Genomic DNA, 17,147 nt, shown 5'->3' with positions numbered 1-17,147 from the left:
CTACGCTCGCGCCGGTGCCGGCAGCCAGCCGCGCCGCGACGCATCCATCGCCATGAAGAAGCCTCCCCACAAGATCATCCTCGCGCATGCCATTGCCGGCACCCTGGCCTGCGCGGCCCTGTACGCCGGCTGGTTCCATGCCGCGGCGCACAGTGCGCCCGCCGTGCCCGCGCCCGCGCCGCTGCTGGTGCGCGAAGGCCACCGCCTGAGCGTGCCCGCCGGCTCCCCGCTGCGCGAGCGGCTGCGGGTCGACGCCATCGGCGAAAGCACGAGCTCGCACCTGCTGAGCCTGCCCGCAACGGTGGAGGCCGACCCGGCGCGCACCGTCAACATCCTGCCGCCGCTGGCCGGGCGCCTGCTCGCGCTCCAGGTGCGCCTCGGCGACACGGTGCGCGCGGGCCAGCTGCTCGCGACGATGAGCTCGCCCGACCTCGCCCAGGCCGTGGCCGACGCGCAGAAGGCACGCGACGCGCTCGCGCTGGCCGAGCGCGCGCTCGCGCGGGCGCAGGGCGTCAACGAGGCCGGCTCCAACGCGGCCAAGGACGTGGAGGCGGCGCGCAGCGCAGTGGTGCAGCAGACGGCCGAGCTGCGGCGCAGCGAGGCGCGCCTGCGCGCCATCGGTGCCGGCGACGGCGGCGACGGCCGGGTGCTGCGGATCGTCGCGCCCATGGCCGGCACCGTCACCGCGCTCAATGTCGCGCGCGGCGCGGTGCTCAACGACACCAACGCGGCGCTGATGACCGTCTCCAACCTCGAGCGCGTCTGGGTCGGCGTCAGCGTGCCCGAGAACCTGCTGGGGCAGGTGGCCGCGGGCCAGAAGGCCACGGTGACGCTGGCCTCGCAGCCGGGGCGCCATTTCGCGGGCACGGTCGGCTTCGTCGGAACGCTGCTCGATGCCGACACGCGCCGCGCGCGCGCGCGGATCGCCTTCGACAACCCCGACGGCAGCTTCAGGCCCAACATGTTCGCGACCGCGCAGATCGAGCTGCCGCAGGCCGCGCAGCCGCAGGTGCCGAGTTCGGCGCTGCTGATGAACAACGACAGCGTGAGCGTGTTCGTGGAGGTGCAGCCGTGGACCTTCGAGCGGCGCCCGGTCGAGCTCGGACGCGAGGACGGCGAGCGGGTGCGCATCCGCGGCGGCCTCGCGGCCGGCGAGCGCGTGGTGGTCCAGGGCGGCGTGCTGCTCAATGATTAACCTCGTCATCTCCCAGTTCCTGCGCCGCCGCCACCTGGCCTGGGCGCTGTCGGTCGCGCTGGTGCTGTTCGGCGCCTGGTCGTGGACGCAGATGACCGTCGAGGCCTACCCCGACCTCGGCGACGTCACGGTGCAGGTGACGACGCAGGTCAACGGCCTGGCCTCCGAGGAGATGGAGCAGCAGATCACCACGCCGCTGGAGCGCGCGCTGAGCAACACGCCGGGGCTGGCCTCGATCCGCTCGAGCAGCACCTTCGGGCTGTCGCTGATCACGCTGACCTTCAAGGACGGCACCGACGACTACTTCGCGCGCCAGCGCGTGACCGAGCGCATCGGCCAGGTCAGCCTGCCCGCGGGCGCGCAGCCGGGCCTCGGGCCGGTGGCGGGGCCGGCCGGCGAGATCTACCGCTACACGCTCGAGTCCGACCGCATGAACCTGATGGAGCTGTCGGAGCTGCAGCGCTGGAAGGTGATCCCGGCCCTCAAGCAGGTGGCGGGCGTGGTCGACGTCAACAACTTCGGCGGCTTCACGCGCGAGTTCCAGCTCGAGCTCGATCCCGCGCGGCTGCAGGCGCACGGGCTGGTGCTCAACGACGTGGTGACGGCGATCAACAACGGCAGCGCCAACGCGGGCGGCGGGCGCATCGCGCGCGGCGAGCAGAGCTACGTGGTGCGCGGCATCGGCCAGATCCGCTCGCTCGACGACCTGGGCGCGGTGATGGTGTCGAACAGCGGCGGCGCGCCGGTGCTGGTGCGCGACCTCGGGCGGCTGCAGTTCGGGCACCAGGAGCGCGGCGGCATCCTCGGCAAGAACACCGACCCCGACACGATCGAGGGCATCGTGCTGATGCTCAAGTACGAGAACCCCTCGCGCGTGCTCGAGGGCGTGCACCGCAAGATCGACGCGCTGCAGGCCGAGCTCGCCCCGCTGGGCGTGCGCATCGTGCCCTACATCGACCGCGACGACCTCGTGAAGCTCACGGTCGACAAGGTGACGCGCACCGTGCTCGAGGGCATGGCGCTGGTGTGCTTCGTGCTCATCCTGTTCCTCGGCAGCCCGCGCAGCGCGGTGGTCGCGGCGATGGCCATCCCGATGTCGCTGGTGACGGTGTTCATCGTGATGCACTTCACGCGCATGCCGGCCAACCTGTTCTCGCTCGGCGCGATCGACTTCGGGATCATCGTGGACGGCGCCATCGTGGTGATGGAGGCGATCCTGCGGCGGCGCGAGGAGGAACCGGACGCCACGCTCACCGAGGGCAACATCCTCGAGACCGTGAGCCACGTCTCGGGGCCGATCTTCTTCGCCACGCTGATCATCATCACGGCCTACTTCCCGCTGTTCGCCTTCGAGCGCGCCGAGGGCAAGCTGTTCCGGCCGATGGCCTTCACCGTCGGCTACGCACTCGTGGGCGCGCTGCTGTGCGCGCTCACGCTGATCCCGAGCCTGGCCTACGTGGCGCTGCGCAAGCCGCAGCGTCCCTTCGTCAACCGGCCGCTGCTGTGGCTCACCGCGGCCTACCGGCGTGCGCTCGACCTGCTGCTGGGCATGCCCGCCATCGCCTACGGCCTGGGCGTGGCCGCGCTGCTGGCGGTGGCCGTGCTCGGCGCCACGGCCGGGCGCGAGTTCCTGCCCGACATCGACGAGGGCGCGCTGTGGCTGCAGGTGCAGCTGCCCTCGGGCCTGTCGCTCGACAAGGCCAGCGAGATGGCCACCGAGCTGCGCCACGTGCTGCTCGAGTACCCGGAGGTTTCGTACGTGGTGACGCAGCTCGGGCGCAACGACGACGGCACCGACCCCTGGACGCCCTCGCACATGGAGGTGCCGGTGGGCCTCAAGCCCTACGCCGAATGGCCCGCGGGCATGCACAAGGCCGACTTCGTGCGCATGCTGGGCGAGCGCTTCGCGCGCATGCCGGGCTTCGACGTGGGCATCAGCCAGCCGATCATCGACGGCGTGAACGATGCCGTCGGCGGTGCCCACAGCCCGCTGGTGCTGCGCATCTACGGCGACGACCTCGCCGAGAGCCGGCGCATCGGCAACCGCATCGTCGAGCTGCTGGGCACGGTGCGCGGCACGGCCTCGGCCTCGCTGCTCCAGGAGCCGCCGATCCCGCAGGTGGTGATCCGGCTCGACCGCGAGGCGGCCGCGCGCCGCGGCGTGAGCGCGGCCGACGTCGCGAGCCTGGTGCAGACCGGCATCGGCGGCGCGCCGGTCATCACGGTGTACGAGGGGGCGCGCACCTACAACGTGTCGGTGAAGCTGCCGCGCAGCGCCAAGGGCGGCACCGAAGCCCTCGGCGCGCTGCTGCTCAACGGTTCCAACGGCACCAAGGTGCCGCTGGCGCAGGTGGCCGACATCCGCCTGCAGACCGGCGAGAGCACCATCTCGCACGAGATGAACGAGCGCCAGATCACGGTGCGCGTGGACAACCGCGACCGCGACCTGGCCTCCTACCTCGAGGAGGCGCGCGCGCGCATCGCGAAGGAGGTGCCCTTCGATCCGGCGAAGTTCCGGCTGCAGTGGGCCGGCCAGTTCGAGAACCAGCAGCGCGCGCAGGCGCGCCTGGGCGTGTCGCTCGCGATCGTGGTCGCGATCATGGCGGTGCTGCTGTTCTTCCAGTTCGGCAAGATCCGGCACGTGGCGCTGATCCTCGGCGTGGTGCCCATGGCCACGCTCGGCGGGCTGATCGCGGTCCACCTTGCGGGCGAGACCCTCAACATGGCGACCGCGGTGGGCTTCATCGCGCTGTTCGGCGTGTCGATACAGAACGGGATCATCATGGTCGCGAACTTCCGCCGCGTGCGCGGCGAGGGGCTGGCGCTGCGGGCCTCGGTGCTCGAGGGCGCGACCGAGCGGCTGCGCCCGGTGCTGATGACGGCCTCGGTGGCCTCGGTCGGCATGCTGCCCGCGGCGCTGGCCACGGGCGTGGGCACCGATGTGCAGCGCGGGCTGGCCACGGTGGTGGTCGGCGGGCTGGTGGTGTCGACCCTGCTCACGCTGTTCATCCTGCCGGCCTTTTATTACGCGATGGAGCGGCTGTTCGAGCGCAAGGGCTGGGGCCTGCGCCCGCGGCGCGATCGCTGAAGGGGAGGGAGCGAGATGAACAAGAGCATCCCTGTTGCATTGGCCGTCGCGCTGTGCCTGGCCGGCTGCGCCGTGGGCCCCGATTACGCGCGTCCCCCGCTGGACTTGCCCGGGCGCTACACGGCCACGCCGCCGGTGGCCGAGGAAGGCGAGGGCGTGCCGCTGCCGCGGCTGTCGCCCGGCCTCGACATCCCGGCCCAGTGGTGGGCTGCCTTCCGCAATGAGCCGCTCAACGCGCTGGTGGCGCAGAGCCTGGCCGGCAATCCCGGTGTCGAAGCCGCGGAGGCGGCGCTGCGTGCGGCGCGCGAGAACGAGGCGGCCCAGCGCGCGGCCTTCTGGCCGGTGCTGACGGCCGGGCTCGCGCCCACGCGCCAGCGGGTGGCGAACGCGGTCGCGAGCCCGGTGTCGTCGAACGCGAGCCTCTACACGCTGCACACGGCGCAGCTCAACGTGAGCTATGCGCCCGACGTGTTCGGCGCCACGCAGCGGCAGGTCGAGGGCGCGCGCGCGCAGACCGAGGCGCAGCGCTTCCAGGCGCTCGCCGCGCGGCTCACGCTCAGCAGCAACGTGGTGGCGGCGGCGATCGCCGAGGCCTCGCTGCGGGCGCAGCGGCGTGCCACGCTGGCGATCGCCGAGAGCCAGGCGCAGGTACTGCAGGCCTATCGCCGCCAGCTCGCGCTGGGGCAGGTCGCGCAGGCCGACGTGGAGGCGCAGGCCGCCCTGCTGGCCGCGACCGAGGCCGCCGTGCCCGCGCTCGACAAGCAGCTCGCGCAGCAGCGCCACCAGCTGGCGGTGCTCGGCGGCCGCTACCCGAGCGAGGAGGTGGCGGCGCGCTTCGAGCTCGATACGCTGGAGTTGCCCGCCGAGCTGCCGCTCGCGTTGCCCGCCCTGCTGGTCGAGCACCGGCCCGACGTGCGCGCCGCCGAGGCCCAGCTGCAGGCCGCGAGCGCGGCCATCGGCGTCGCGGTGGCCGCGCGGCTGCCGGCCGTGACGCTGAGCGCCAACCTCGGTTCCTCGGCCTACACGCTGTCGCAACTGTTCCGTTCGCCCGCGATGTTCTGGACCGTCGCGGCCGGCGTCGCGCAGCCGCTGTTCGACGCCGGCGCGCTCGGCCACCGCGAGGCGGCCGCGCGCGCCTCGTTCGACGAGGCGGCCGCGCAGTACCGCGCGACCGTGCTCGCGGCCTTCCAGGACGTGGCCAACACGCTGGCCGCCATCGATGCCGACACGCGCGCGCTGCAGGCATCGGTGCGGGCCGAGCGCACCGCCGCGCAGGCGCTCGCGCGCACCCGCGCGCAGCTGCGGTGGGGCGATGCCAGCGCGCTCGCGCTGCTGCTCGCGCAACAGCAGCAGGCGCAGGCCGAGATCAGCCTCGTGCAGGCGCGCGCGCAGCGGCTCACCGACGCGGCCGCGCTGTTCCAGGCGCTCGGCGGCGGCTGGTGGAACGCACCCGCCGATCCGGCGTCGCCGACGCTTTCCTCCATCGCATCCTCTTCGTCCGCAACGCCATGAACATCGTCCGCCACGAGATGGGCCCCCGCTTCAGCGAGATGGTGGCCGTCGACCTCGGCACCGCCCGCCTGCTCTACCTGTCGGGGCAGGTGGCCGAGAACCCCTCGCTCGACGTGACCGGCCAGATGCGCCAGGTGCTGCGCCAGATCGACGACCTGCTCGGCACCGAGGGCGCCACGCGCGAGAACCTGGTCAGCGTCACGATCTACCTGCGCACGGTGGGCGACTATGCCGCGATGAACGCGGTGTGGGACGAATGGGTGCCCGCCGGCCACACGCCCGCGCGCGCCACCGTGGGGGCCAGGCTGATCGATTCGGAGTACCGCGTGGAGATCCAGGCCACGGCCGCGGTGGGGGCACGCGGCTGATGCGTGGCATCGCCTGCGCGCTGGCGCCCGGCCTGCTCGCGCTGGCCGGCTGCGCCGGGCTCGGGACCAGCCATGCCGACTTCGTCGCGGGCTGGCGCACCGGGCGCGTCGAGGCCCTGGGCCGCGCCGGCGAACTCGCGCATGCCATGTACCGCGACTGCGCGCCGCAGGCGGGCGCGAACGAGCCCTATGCGGTCGTGCGCTACCACGACGGCGGGCTGCGCACGCGCGCACTCGGCACCACGCGCCTGCCGCCGGACCTGCGGGTCGGCGACACCGTGCGCGTCGACGTGCGCGATTGCAGCGCGCCGCTGGAGCTGCTCTCGCGGCCGGCGCCCGCCGACGCGTCATGAGGGCTGCGCGACGCGCCCGAAGTCAGGCGGCGGTGGGGTGCGGTCCCTATAAATCCCGCCCATGACTTCCGGATCGACGCCCGTGCCGGGCCGCTTTCTTCCCGCCGCCGCCGCGGCCCGCGAGCCGATCGAGCGCTGGGTGCCCGCGCTGCTCGTCGCGCTGGTGCTGGCGTGGGCCTGGCCAATGGTGGCGCTCGATGTCACGCCGCCCTGGGACAACGTGGAGGAGCTGTTCTGGAGCGGCAGCCTGCAGTGGGGCTACTACAAGCATCCGCCGCTGCCGAGCTGGCTGCTGAGCCTGCCGCTGGCGCTGTTCGGCCGCCAGCCGTGGCTGACCTACGTGGCCGGCGTGGGCTGCGGCGTGGGCGCGCTCTACCTGCTGTGGCGCTGGTCGCGCGAGATGATGACGCCGGCGCGCGCCGCCTTCGCGCTGCTGCTGGGCACGCTGGTCACCTACCACGTGCAGCGCGCGGTGGTCTACAACCACAACACGGTGCAGCTGCTGCCGCTCGCGGGCTACTGGTGGATGCTGTGGCGCGTGCTGCGGCCGGCCGGAAGCGGGCGCGCCGACTGGGTCTGGCTCGGGCTGTTCGCGGCGCTGTCGGTGCTCACCAAGTACAGCGCCGCGGTGCAGTTCGCCGTGGGGCTGGGCTTCGTGGTCCGCCAGGGCCTGTGGCGCGACGCGCGCGTGCGGCGCGACCTGTTGCTGGCCACCGGCCTCGCGCTGCTGCTCTTGTCGCCGCACCTGTGGTGGGTGCTGCAGCATGGCGACACCACGGTGGCCTATGCGCGCCATTCGGTGCATGCGGTCCATGGCCCGGGCGGCGGGCACCTGCTGCCGCGGCCGCTGCGCGTGCTGCTGGTGCAGCTCGCGCGGCTGTCGCCGATGCTGCTGTTCGTCGGCTGGGCCTGGATCGCGCAGCGGCGCGAGGCGGCGGCGGGGCCAACGGCACCGATGCCCGCGGCCTTCGACCGGCGCTTCCTCGCCTGGGCGACCCTCGGTCCCACCGCGCTGGTGCTGGCGGCCTCGGTGCTGCTGCATTCGCGGCTGGTGCCTGCCTGGCTCACCACCTTCTTCCTGCCGGCCGGCGTATGGGTGGCGGCCGCGCTGCCCTGGCTCGACGCGGAACGCTGGAGCCGGCGCCGCTGGAGCGCGATGCTGGCAGTCGCAGCGCTGTTGCACGTCACGGCCGCCTGGGCCTGTGCCTGGGTCGACGGCGTGGGGAGCACGCGGCTGGGCCACGTCACGCGCGCCAACCTGCCGACGCAGCGCATCGCGGACGCGGTCGAGGCGACCTGGCGCGCGCACCGGGGCGAGCGGCCGCTGCGGCTGCTGGTCGGCGACACCTGGTTCGCGGGCGCCATCGCGCTGCGCATGGATCCCGGCGTGCGCCTGCTGATCGATGGCGACGAACGCACCTCGCCGTGGCTGGCACCGGGCACGCTGGCGCGCGAGGGCGGCATGGTGCTGATGCTCGATACGCCGGCCTTCCGTTCCGAAGGTCCGCCGCTGCAGCCCCTGATGCAGACCGTGGACTGCGGCGGGGCGATCGAGCTGCCCTGGGCCGGCGAGGGCCCCGAACGCAGCGTGCGCATGCGCTGGGGCATCGTGCTGCCCGACGACGAGCGGGCAGCACCCGACATCGCCTGCGGCCGCGGGCCCTGAGCCCGTACTCAGTCGCCGGCCGGAAAGCGCAGCGTGACCGCGAGGCCGCCCCAGGCGCTGTCCAACAGCGTCACCGTGGCGCCGTGCATCGCCACGATGTCGCGCACGATGGCCAGCCCCAGGCCGCTGCCGTCGCCGGTCGCGTCGCGGCCGCGCACGAAGCGCTCGAGCACCGCCTCGCGCTCGTCCTCGGGAATGCCCGGCCCCGAGTCGCTCACGCGCAGCGCCGGCGGCGCGGTCTCGAACTCCACCAGCACGCGTCCGCCCGGCGGCGTGTAGCGGATCGCGTTGTCGAGCAGGTTGCTCAGCGCATCGGCGATCAGCTCGGGCTGCACCGCGACGCACACCGGCCGCTCGGGCGCGGCGAGCTCCAGCTCGATCGCGCGCGCCGACGCCTGCTCGATGTGGGTGGCGCCCACGTCCTGAGCGAGCGCGACGAGATCGATGCGGCGCCGGTCGAGATCGGCGCGCGCCTCGGGGTCGAGCGCGCCGAAGCTCAGCAGCTGCTGCACCAGCCGCCCCGAGCGCTGGATCGAGCCGCCGAGCTCGTCGACGATGCGCCGCATCGCCTGCGGATCGGGCGCCTCGGTGGCGCGCGCCAGGCCGAGCTGCAGGCCGGTCAGCGAGGTGCGCAGCTGGTGCGCCGCCGTCGCGGCGAACTGCCGCTCGCGCGCCAGCATGGTCCGGATGCGCGCGAGCAGCTCGTTGTGCGAACTCGCGAAGGCCTGCAGCTCGCGCGGCACCTCGTCGACGCCGATCGGGTCGAGCGAGGCATGCGAGCGCTCGTTCCAGCGCGTGGCGATGGCCTGCAGCGGTCGCACCGTGCGGCGCACGGCGATCGCGATGGCCAGCGCGGCGGCCACCACGAGCGCGACGACGGGCCACAGCAGCACCCAGAGTTCCTGCTCGGCGCGATGGCGCTTGGTCAGGGTCTCGCCCATCAGCATCGTGACCGGCGCGGCGCCGGGGCGCGTCAACTCCACGCGCACCACGCGCACCGGCTGGCCCAGGTAGGCGGCATCGAAGGCTTCGCCGCGGCGGTAGTGCACGCGCGCGGTGCCGCCGTCGGGCAGGCCGGGCTGCCCGGCCAGCAGCCGGCCGGACTGCGTGACGCTGAACCAGTTCTGGTCGATCTCGTCGAACAGCAGCATGGCCTTGAGCTGCGGCGACATGTCGATCGTCGCGACGCCCCGGTCGTCGTAGCGCAGCAGCGCGATGCTCGAGCGCGCGGCATCGAGCAGCCAGCGGTCGAACACGCGCTCGATGACCTCGTGCGTGTAGTGGAGGCCGAAGCCGCCGGCCACGGCCATCATCGTGATCAGTGGCAGCATCAGGCGCAGCAGCAGCTCGCGCCGCAGCCAGCGGATGCGACGCGGCGGTTGCGGCGGCAAGGCTTCCATCAGGCCTGCGGCGCGCCGGGGGCGGCCGTGTCGAGCACCAGCATGTAGCCGAAGCCGCGCATCGTGCGCACCTGCACGCCCGCGTCGACCAGCTTGCGGCGCAGGCGCGACACGTAGATCTCGGAGGCGCTGTCGCCGAGCTCGATGTTGCGTTCGGCCAGCGCATCGATCAGCGCGCGCTTGGCGACCAGCCGCGGCGCACGCTGCATCAGCAGGCCCAGCACCTCGAACTCGCGCGGCGCCAGGTCGAGCGCTTGGTCGTCCACATAGGCCCGGCCCAGGTCGCCGCGCCAGGTCAGCCGGCCGTAGTGCAGGTGGTCGCCGCGCGCCACCTGGGCGCGGCGGCCGAGCACCTCGATGCGCGCGTCGAGTTCCTCGGGCGCGAAGGGCTTGACCAGGTAGTCGTCGGCACCGCCCTGCAGGCCCAGCACGCGGTCGGCCACGCGGCTGCGCGCGGTCAGGATCAGCGCGGGCGTGAGGCGGTCGCGCTGGCGCAGCCGCCGCAGCCAGTCCAGACCGTCGCCGTCGGGCAGGTTGAGGTCGAGCACGATGAGCTCGAAATCCTGCACCTCGCGCTCGGCGAGCGCGCGGTCGGCCTCGGCGAGGTCGCCGCAGCCGCGCACCACCCAGCCGCGCTGGCGCCAGCGCAGTTGCAGTTCCCGCGAGATCACGGGGTCGTCTTCGATCAGCAGCAGGAGCATCGCGGTGCGAGGCGGCGGGGCGGGCGAGCGGGTGGGCCGCCATTGTCGGCCAGCGGCGGCGCGTTCACGACTTCGGCGTGCGCTGCCACCAGCCGCCGCCCGAGGCCTGGAACAGCGCGGCGCTGTCGCCCAGCCGCGCGGCCTGCGCCTGCACGCGCGCGAGCACCGCCTGGTCGTGGGCCTGCTGCGCGTTGAGCAGCGCGAGGCGATCGACGTCGCCGAGCCGGAGTCGGCGCCGCGTGAGGTCCAGCGCGACGCGGGCCTTCTCCTCGGCCAGTGCCGCGTCCCGCAGCGATTGCGCGTTGGCCTGGATCGACTGCAGCGTGTCGGCCACGTTCTGCAGCGCCGCGATCACGGTCGCGCGGTATTGGGCATCGGCCTGGCGCAGCCCCTCCTCGGCGGCGCGCTGGCGATGCGTGAGCGTGCCGCCGTCGAACAGTGTCTGTCCGACACTGCCCGCGAGGCTGAAGAAGCGCCCCGACTTCAGGAACATCTCGCCGAGCCGGCTGGCCGCGCCGCCCCAGCTCGCATCGATGGAGAACTGCGGCAGGCGGTCGGCCACCGCCACGCCGACCTGCGCGCTGGCGGCATGCAGCTGCTCCTCGGCGGCGCGGATGTCGGGCCGCTGCTCGACCAGGCGCGAGGGCAGGGCCAGCGGCAGCTCGCGCGGCAGCACCAGCGCATCGAGGTCGAAGTCGATCGCGAGGTCCTCGTCGGGGCCGTCGCCGGCCAGCGCGCGCAGCAGGTTGCGCGTCTGCTCGCGCTGCTTGCGCAGCGGCGGCAGCTGCTGGCGCGCCTGCGCGAGCGCGAGCTCCTGCTGCGCCAGGTCCTGCCGTGCCGCGTAGCCGGCCCGCAGCTGGCGCTGCAGCAGCGCCACCGCCTGCTCGTTGGCCTCGACGATGCCCTCGGCGATCGCGAGCTGCCGGCGCAGCAGCGCCTCCTGGATCGAGGCCGCCACCAGGTTCGAGGCCAGCGTGAGGTAGGCGGCCTCGAGCTGGTAGTGCTGCATCCGCGCCTGCGCCTCGAGGCTCTCGAGCTGCCGTCGCTGGCCGCCGAAGATGTCGGGCGCATAGCCGACCGTGAGCTGCGCGGTGTGGAAGTTGTAGATCACCGGCGCGTTGAAGGGCGCGCTGCCGCCCTCGCTGGCCGGCGTGCCCTGATAGGTGGAGATCACGCTGCCGTTGCCCTGCACGCCCGGCGAGTTGCCGCCGAGGTTGCCCGCGATCTTGGTGCGCGCGGGCGAGTAGCCGATGCCGACCGTGGGATAGAAGAAGCCGCGCTGCGCGTAGACGTTCTCCTGCGCCGCGCGCAGCGCCGCCTGCGCGGCCTCGAGCGTGGGACTGCGCGCGAGCGCGCGCGCGATCAGCGCGTCGAGGCGCGGCGAGCCGAACAGCGTCCACCAGTCGGCCTGGATGTCGCGCCCGGGCGCGAAGCGCTGCGCGTCGCCGCCGGGCACCGGTGCCGACACGGTGTCGAGCGGCAGCGCCGACGGGGCGTAGTCCTTCGCCATGGGCGGATCGGGGCGCCGGAAATCGGGGCCGACCGTGCAGCCGGCCAGCAGCGTCGCGCAGGCCAGCGCGAGCATCGATCGAACGCGGGGACGGAACGGGGAGGTGGAGGCGTGCTTCATCGCGGACTCCGGTGCATCAGGGCGCGGCCGCCGGGCGCGCCTCGCGCGCCTGCTGCGGCTCGTCGTAGAAATCGCCGAAGCGGCGGATCGCCACCGGCAGCACCAGCAGCGTGAACAGCGTGCCGGTGACGATGCCGCCCACGATCACGCAGGCGAAGGGCCGTTGCGTCTCGCTGCCGATGCCGTGCGAGAGCGCGGCCGGCAGCAGGCCCAGGCCCGCCATCAGCGCCGTCATCAGGATCGGGCGCAGCCGCGTCGTCGCGCCTTCGACGATCGCCGTCGCGACCGCCGCGCCCGAGCGCACGCGCGCCATGATCTCCTCGACCATGATCACGCCGTTCTGCACCGAGATGCCCGCCACCGCGATGAACCCGACCGCGGCCGAGACCGACAGGTGCAGGCCCGCGAGCCCGAGCGCCGCGAGCCCGCCCACCAGCGTGAACGGCACCATGCCCAGCACCAGCGAGGCCAGCCGCACCGAGCGGAAGGCCCAGAACAGCAGCGAGAAGATCAGCAGCGCCGTGAACGGCACGATCACCGCGAGCCGCGCCGCGGCCCGCTGCGAGTTCTCGAACTGACCGCCCCACACCAGCTGGTAGCCCGGCGGCAGCGCGACCTGGCGCGCCACGGTGCGCTGGGCCTCTTCCACGAAGCTGCCCTGGTCGCGGCCCAGCAGGTTGACCTTGACGATGACCATGCGCGAGCCCGACTCACGGAAGATGCGCGAGGCGCCCTGGCGCACCTCGACGTTCGCGACCTCGCCCAGCGAGATGGTGCCGGGGCCGTTGCCGACCTGCGTGCCGGCCACGGCGAGCTGCAGTCCGCGCACCGCGTCCACGCTGTCGCGGTGCGGCTGGGCGAGCCGCACCACCACGTCGAAGCGGCGGTCGGCGTCGTAGAAGCTGGTGGTCGAGCTGCCCGACATCGACTGGCCGATGACGTTGTCCACGTCGTTGACCGTGAGGCCGTAGCGCGCGAGCCGCGCGCGGTCGGGCGTGACGACCAGCTCGCTCTGCCCGCCGATGCGCGTGCTGTCCACGTCGGTGGCACCGGGAATGCCGCGCAAGGTGGTGGCCACCTTTTCGCCGAGCTCGTCGAGGATGTCGAGGTTGTTGCCGATCACCTTCGCGACGATCTCGCCGCGAAAGCCCGACAGCGACTCCTCGACGTTGTCCTGGATCACCTGCGAGAAATTGGTGCTGATGCCGGGGATGTCTTCCAGCCTGGCCGACATGTCGGCGATCAGCGCCTCCTTGCCCGCGAAGCGCCAGCCCGAGCGCGGCTGCAGATCGACCAGGATCTCGAGGTTGTTCGGCCCCTTCGGGTCGGAGCCGTCGTCGGGCCGGCCGACCTGGCTGATCAGCCGCGCCACCTCGGGATACGTCAGCAGGGTGGCGCGCACGCTGCGTTCCACCTGCTTGGTGGTCTCGAGCGCGGCCGAGGTCGGCAGCGTGATGGTCAGCCAGATGTTGCCCTCGTCGAGCTTGGGCAGGAATTCGCTGCCCAGCCGCGGTGCCAGTCCCAGCGCGAGTGCCACGGGCAGCGCCGCGAGCCACAGCGTGCGGCCGGCGTGGCGCATGGTCGCGGCGAGCAGGCCGCGGTAGCGCGCCTGCAGCCAGTCCAGCCAGGGCTTGTGCTTCTCGGCCAGGGTACGGCGCTGCAGCACCGTGGCCAGCAGCGCGGGCAGGTGCGTGAAGGTCAGCAGCACCGCGCCGAGCAGCGCGAAGCTCAGGGTCAGGGCCACCGGCGTGAAGATCTTTCCCTCCACGCGCTGGAAGGTGAAGATCGGCACGAAGGCCAGGATGATGATCGCCTTCGAGAACAGCACCGGGTGCGCGAGGTCGCTGACCGTGTGGTGCAGCACGCCGAGGCGCTGGTGGCGCGCCTCGGGCGTATCGGCGTCGAGCGCGGTCTTGGCCGCGAGCCGCACCATCAGCGCCTCGACGATCACGACCGCGCTGTCGATGATGATGCCGAAGTCGACCGCACCCAGCGAGATCAGGTTGGCCGACACGCCGCGCGCGGTGATCAGGATGAAGGCGAACAGCAGCGCGAGCGGGATCACGGTGGCCACCACCAGCGCGGCGCGCCAGCTCGAGAGGAAGACCACCAGCACCGCCACCACCAGCAGCGCGCCCACCACCAGGTTCTCGACCACCGTGGCCACCGTGTGGTGCACGAGCTGCGTGCGGTCGTAGATGGGCACGATCTTCACGCCGGCCGGCAGGCGCGGCTCGAGTTGCGCGATGCGCTCGCGCAGCTCGGCGTTGATCTTGGCCGGATCGCCGCCCTTGGTCATCGAGACGATGCCCTCGACGATGCTGTCGCGCTGGCCCGCCGCGGCAATGCCCAGGCGCGGGCGCTCGCCCTCGCGCACCTGCGCCAGGTCGGCCACCGTCACGGGCCGGCCCTGGCGCGAGGCGACCACCGCCGCGCGGATGTCGGCGAGGCTGTCGAACAGCCCGCTGGCGCGCACCACCAGCGAGGTGTCGCCGCGGCGCATCAGCCCGCCGCCCGCGCTGCCGTTGGCGTTCGAGACGGCCTGGCCGAGCTGGTCCAGCGTCACCTGGTACTTGCGCAGCGCCACCGGGTCGACCTCGATCTGGAATTCCTTGAGCGCGCCGCCGAAGGTGACGATGTCGGCCACGCCGGGCGTCATGCGCAGGAACGGGCGCACGGTCCAGTCCTGCAGCGTGCGCGCCTCCACTTCCGACAGGCCCGGCGCCTCGAGCGTGTAGCGGTAGATCTCGCCGACGGCCGTCGACAGCGGCGCGAGCTGCGGCTGCACGCCGGTGGGCAGGTCGACGGTCGAGAGCTTCTCGAGCACCTGCTGGCGCGCGAAGTAGTCGTCGGTGCCGTCGGCGAAGGTCAGGGTCACGATCGACAGCCCGGTCATCGTGACCGAGCGCACGTTCGACAGCCGCGGTATGCCGGCCACCTCGCGCTCGATCGGCAGTGTGACCGAGCGCTCCATGTCCTGCGGCGCCGCGCCGGTGCGCTGCGAGATCACGCGCACCTGCACGTCCTGCACGTCGGGGAAGGCCTCGATCGGCAGGTTCGAGGCCGCGTAGCCGCCGAAGCCGACCAGCGCCGCGACCAGCACGAACACGAAGACGCGCTGCGTCAGCGCGAAGGCGATGAGCCGCTGCATCACGGCCGCTCGCTCGCGCGGGTCGTGAGCTCGGCGTCGAGCAGCAGCGCGCCCGCCGTCACCACGCGCTCGTTGCCGGCCAGGCCTTCACGCACGTAGCTGCGGTCGCTGCCCTGTGCCAGCAGTTCGACCTGGCGGCGCCGGAACGCACCGGGCGACTCCTCGACGAACACATAGTTGTGCACGCCGCGGTTGACCAGCGCCTCGTTGGGCACGCGCACGCCGCTGCCATCTTCCTGCAGCAGTTGCGCGCGCACGAACATCTCGGGCAGCAGTTCGAGCCCGGCGTTGTCGAGCTGCGCGCGCACCGGCACGCGCCGGGTGTTGGTGTCGACCGCATGGCCGACCTGGCGCACCGTGGCGGCGAAGCGCCGGCCCGGATAGGCATCCGACTCCACGCTCACCGCACTGCCGAGCTTGATCCGGCCCAGCAGTCGTTCCGGCAGGTCGATCATCAGCCACAGCCGCCGCGGATCGGTGACCACGAACAGCGGCGCCGCCATGCCCGGTGCGACCTCGAGTGCCGGCGTGGCCGTGCGCTCGGCGACCAGCCCGTCCATCGGGCTGACCAGCTGCAGGCGCTGGCCCTCGCCGCGCAGCCCGCGCGGATTCATGTTCTGCAGCCGCCGCCGCGCGCGCTCCACTTCCTCCGCCGCCTGCGCATGGTCGGCCTCGAGCGCTTCGAGGTCCTTGCGCGGAATCGCGTCGCCCGGCGCCAGCTCGCGCCCGCGTTCGGCCGCGAGCTGCTTGCGCTTCTCGTCGGCCAGCGCCTTGCCGAGGTCGGCGCGCGCCGTGCCGTAGTCGGGCGAATCGATGTCGGCCAACACCTGGCCCGCGCGCACGCTGTCGCCGGGGCCTACGCGCAGCGCGACGATGCGGCCCGAGAAGCCGACGCCGATGCGTGCCGTCGCGTCCTCGTCGTAGACCAGGCGCGCGCTCAGCGGTTCGGCCAGCGGCAGCGGCACGCGCGGCATGGCCTCGGCGCGGATCATCGCGAGCTGGGCCGCGCCCTTCGGATAGCGCAGCTGCTCGGGGTCGGTGGCGGTCGCGGCGTTGCCTGCGCCGGTGGCCGGCGCGGGCGGCGTGGCGTCGGACCGTGTCGCGCGCCAGGCGAGGAAGGCCCCGCCGGCGACGGCCAGCAGGGCAAGAAGGACCAGGAGGACCCGGCGGCGGGAGGCGGGAGGACGCAGGCTCATCGGTGCGGCGGCAAGGACCGACCGTGCGGGCACGACGTCGGAGAAGGAAGGAGCCGACCAGCCTAGGCAGCGAAGCTTTCGGGAAGCTATCTATCCGGGGCGCGCGCCATGGCAATCGCCACCGGCTTGCGAATGCGCGATCGATGGGCGATCCTGAAAGGCACGCCGCCGTGCGCCGCCCGTCGCGGCCCCGGCCTTCCCATCGTCAATGGAACCCTTTCCAGAACCATGAGCAAACTGGACCTCAGGCAGGTCGAGCTGCGCCGGCTGCTGTCGGACGCACGACCCACGCAGGTCTTCGAGGACCTGCTGCAGCGCGGGCTGGTCGCCCGTCGGCAGGACTTCGGCTCGCTGCTGCTCGAGGTCTTCCCGAACATCGATTCGACCGTGGTCGCGATGCTCTGGCGCTGGCGGCGGGACGGGGAGTGGCATCCGGCGTTGTCGGATGCGCATGTGGATTCGCAGGTGAGGCGGCTGCTTGTGGAGGCGGGGTATTTCGATGCGGTGGTGAGGGAGGCTGGCAGCGAGGGGCACGACAGCGTGTAGGACGCGGTTTGGCGCATCTCATGTAGCGCGGGATTTCGGACATGCGTGGATGCGAAGGAGATGCTGCGTAGTTTCTGAGCCAAATCCAAGCAATTCAGTCAACTTTTCACAATAACTAAACATTTTCTGAAAGCAGCGGATGTATTGCCCAGAACCGTAGACCAGTCCGGAGGAGGGCGGTACAGCCGGCAGGGGCAATCCTGCAACGAGCAGCGCATGCCATCGTGGCCGGTGGTGAGCCCATGCCCGTGGCTGCCATTGCGGCGGTTCATCGAACGCGTGAGGCTGCGAAATGGTTGCAATCGTCAGTGGCAATAGCCTGGGCCTGAGTTTGACGTCGC

At 72.6% G+C, this 17,147-nt stretch carries 12 protein-coding genes; 7 read left to right on the top strand and 5 right to left on the bottom strand.

Annotated features, from left to right (window positions below; all coding sequences use genetic code 11):
• Positions 1-52: 52 nt before the first annotated feature.
• The 6 genes from KV106_RS38725 to KV106_RS38700 all read left to right on the top strand — a co-directional run bounded on the left by KV106_RS38725 (position 53) and on the right by KV106_RS38700 (position 8,182).
• Positions 53-1,195 carry an efflux RND transporter periplasmic adaptor subunit gene (locus KV106_RS38725; RefSeq protein WP_261217621.1) on the top strand — a complete coding sequence of 381 codons (1,143 nt, stop codon included), beginning with the start codon at positions 53-55 and terminating at the stop codon, positions 1,193-1,195.
• The gene (locus tag KV106_RS38720; RefSeq protein WP_261217619.1) at positions 1,188-4,283 is read left to right on the top strand and encodes an efflux RND transporter permease subunit; all 3,096 of its coding nucleotides are present in this window, start codon (positions 1,188-1,190) and stop codon (positions 4,281-4,283) included. The genes KV106_RS38725 and KV106_RS38720 overlap by 8 nt, the downstream gene beginning before the upstream one ends.
• Before the next feature lie 15 nt (positions 4,284-4,298).
• The gene (locus KV106_RS38715; protein WP_261217617.1) at positions 4,299-5,795 is read left to right on the top strand and encodes an efflux transporter outer membrane subunit; all 1,497 of its coding nucleotides are present in this window, start codon (positions 4,299-4,301) and stop codon (positions 5,793-5,795) included.
• Positions 5,792-6,163, top strand: coding sequence for a RidA family protein (locus KV106_RS38710; protein WP_057595081.1), 372 nt, complete (start codon positions 5,792-5,794; stop codon positions 6,161-6,163). The genes KV106_RS38715 and KV106_RS38710 overlap by 4 nt, the downstream gene beginning before the upstream one ends.
• Positions 6,163-6,516, top strand: a complete 354-nt coding sequence (locus KV106_RS38705; RefSeq protein ID WP_261217614.1) for a hypothetical protein — start codon at positions 6,163-6,165, stop codon at positions 6,514-6,516. The genes KV106_RS38710 and KV106_RS38705 overlap by 1 nt, the downstream gene beginning before the upstream one ends.
• A 61-nt stretch (positions 6,517-6,577) precedes the next feature.
• Positions 6,578-8,182, top strand: coding sequence for a glycosyltransferase family 39 protein (locus KV106_RS38700; RefSeq protein ID WP_261217613.1), 1,605 nt, complete (start codon positions 6,578-6,580; stop codon positions 8,180-8,182).
• 8 nt (positions 8,183-8,190) lie between these two features.
• Here KV106_RS38700 and KV106_RS38695 read toward each other — a convergent pair whose 3' ends face one another.
• The 5 genes from KV106_RS38695 to KV106_RS38675 all read right to left on the bottom strand — a co-directional run bounded on the left by KV106_RS38695 (position 8,191) and on the right by KV106_RS38675 (position 16,260).
• Positions 8,191-9,582 carry a sensor histidine kinase gene (locus KV106_RS38695; protein WP_261217611.1) on the bottom strand — a complete coding sequence of 464 codons (1,392 nt, stop codon included), beginning with the start codon at positions 9,580-9,582 and terminating at the stop codon, positions 8,191-8,193.
• Positions 9,582-10,283, bottom strand: a complete 702-nt coding sequence (locus KV106_RS38690; RefSeq protein ID WP_261217609.1) for a response regulator — start codon at positions 10,281-10,283, stop codon at positions 9,582-9,584. Before KV106_RS38690 ends, KV106_RS38695 begins: the two co-directional genes overlap by 1 nt.
• 64 nt (positions 10,284-10,347) lie before the next feature.
• Positions 10,348-11,913 carry an efflux transporter outer membrane subunit gene (locus KV106_RS38685; protein ID WP_261217607.1) on the bottom strand — a complete coding sequence of 522 codons (1,566 nt, stop codon included), beginning with the start codon at positions 11,911-11,913 and terminating at the stop codon, positions 10,348-10,350.
• Between the two features lie 16 nt (positions 11,914-11,929).
• On the bottom strand, positions 11,930-15,064 hold the full coding sequence (locus tag KV106_RS38680) for an efflux RND transporter permease subunit (protein ID WP_261217605.1): 3,135 nt from the start codon (positions 15,062-15,064) through the stop codon (positions 11,930-11,932).
• A complete protein-coding gene (locus tag KV106_RS38675) occupies positions 15,064-16,260 on the bottom strand; it encodes an efflux RND transporter periplasmic adaptor subunit (RefSeq protein WP_261217598.1) in 1,197 nt (398 codons plus the stop codon). The genes KV106_RS38680 and KV106_RS38675 overlap by 1 nt, the downstream gene beginning before the upstream one ends.
• Positions 16,261-16,368: 108 nt before the next feature.
• Here KV106_RS38675 and KV106_RS38670 point away from each other — a divergent pair, with 108 nt between their 5' ends.
• Positions 16,369-16,806, top strand: coding sequence for a hypothetical protein (locus KV106_RS38670; RefSeq protein WP_261217596.1), 438 nt, complete (start codon positions 16,369-16,371; stop codon positions 16,804-16,806).
• Positions 16,807-17,147 lie beyond the last annotated feature (341 nt).

Origin of the sequence: Variovorax endophyticus (assembly GCF_025376855.1) — a bacterium.
Taxonomy (GTDB): Bacteria; Pseudomonadota; Gammaproteobacteria; order Burkholderiales; family Burkholderiaceae_C; genus Variovorax.
This window is presented reverse-complemented; position numbering and strand designations above follow the sequence as displayed.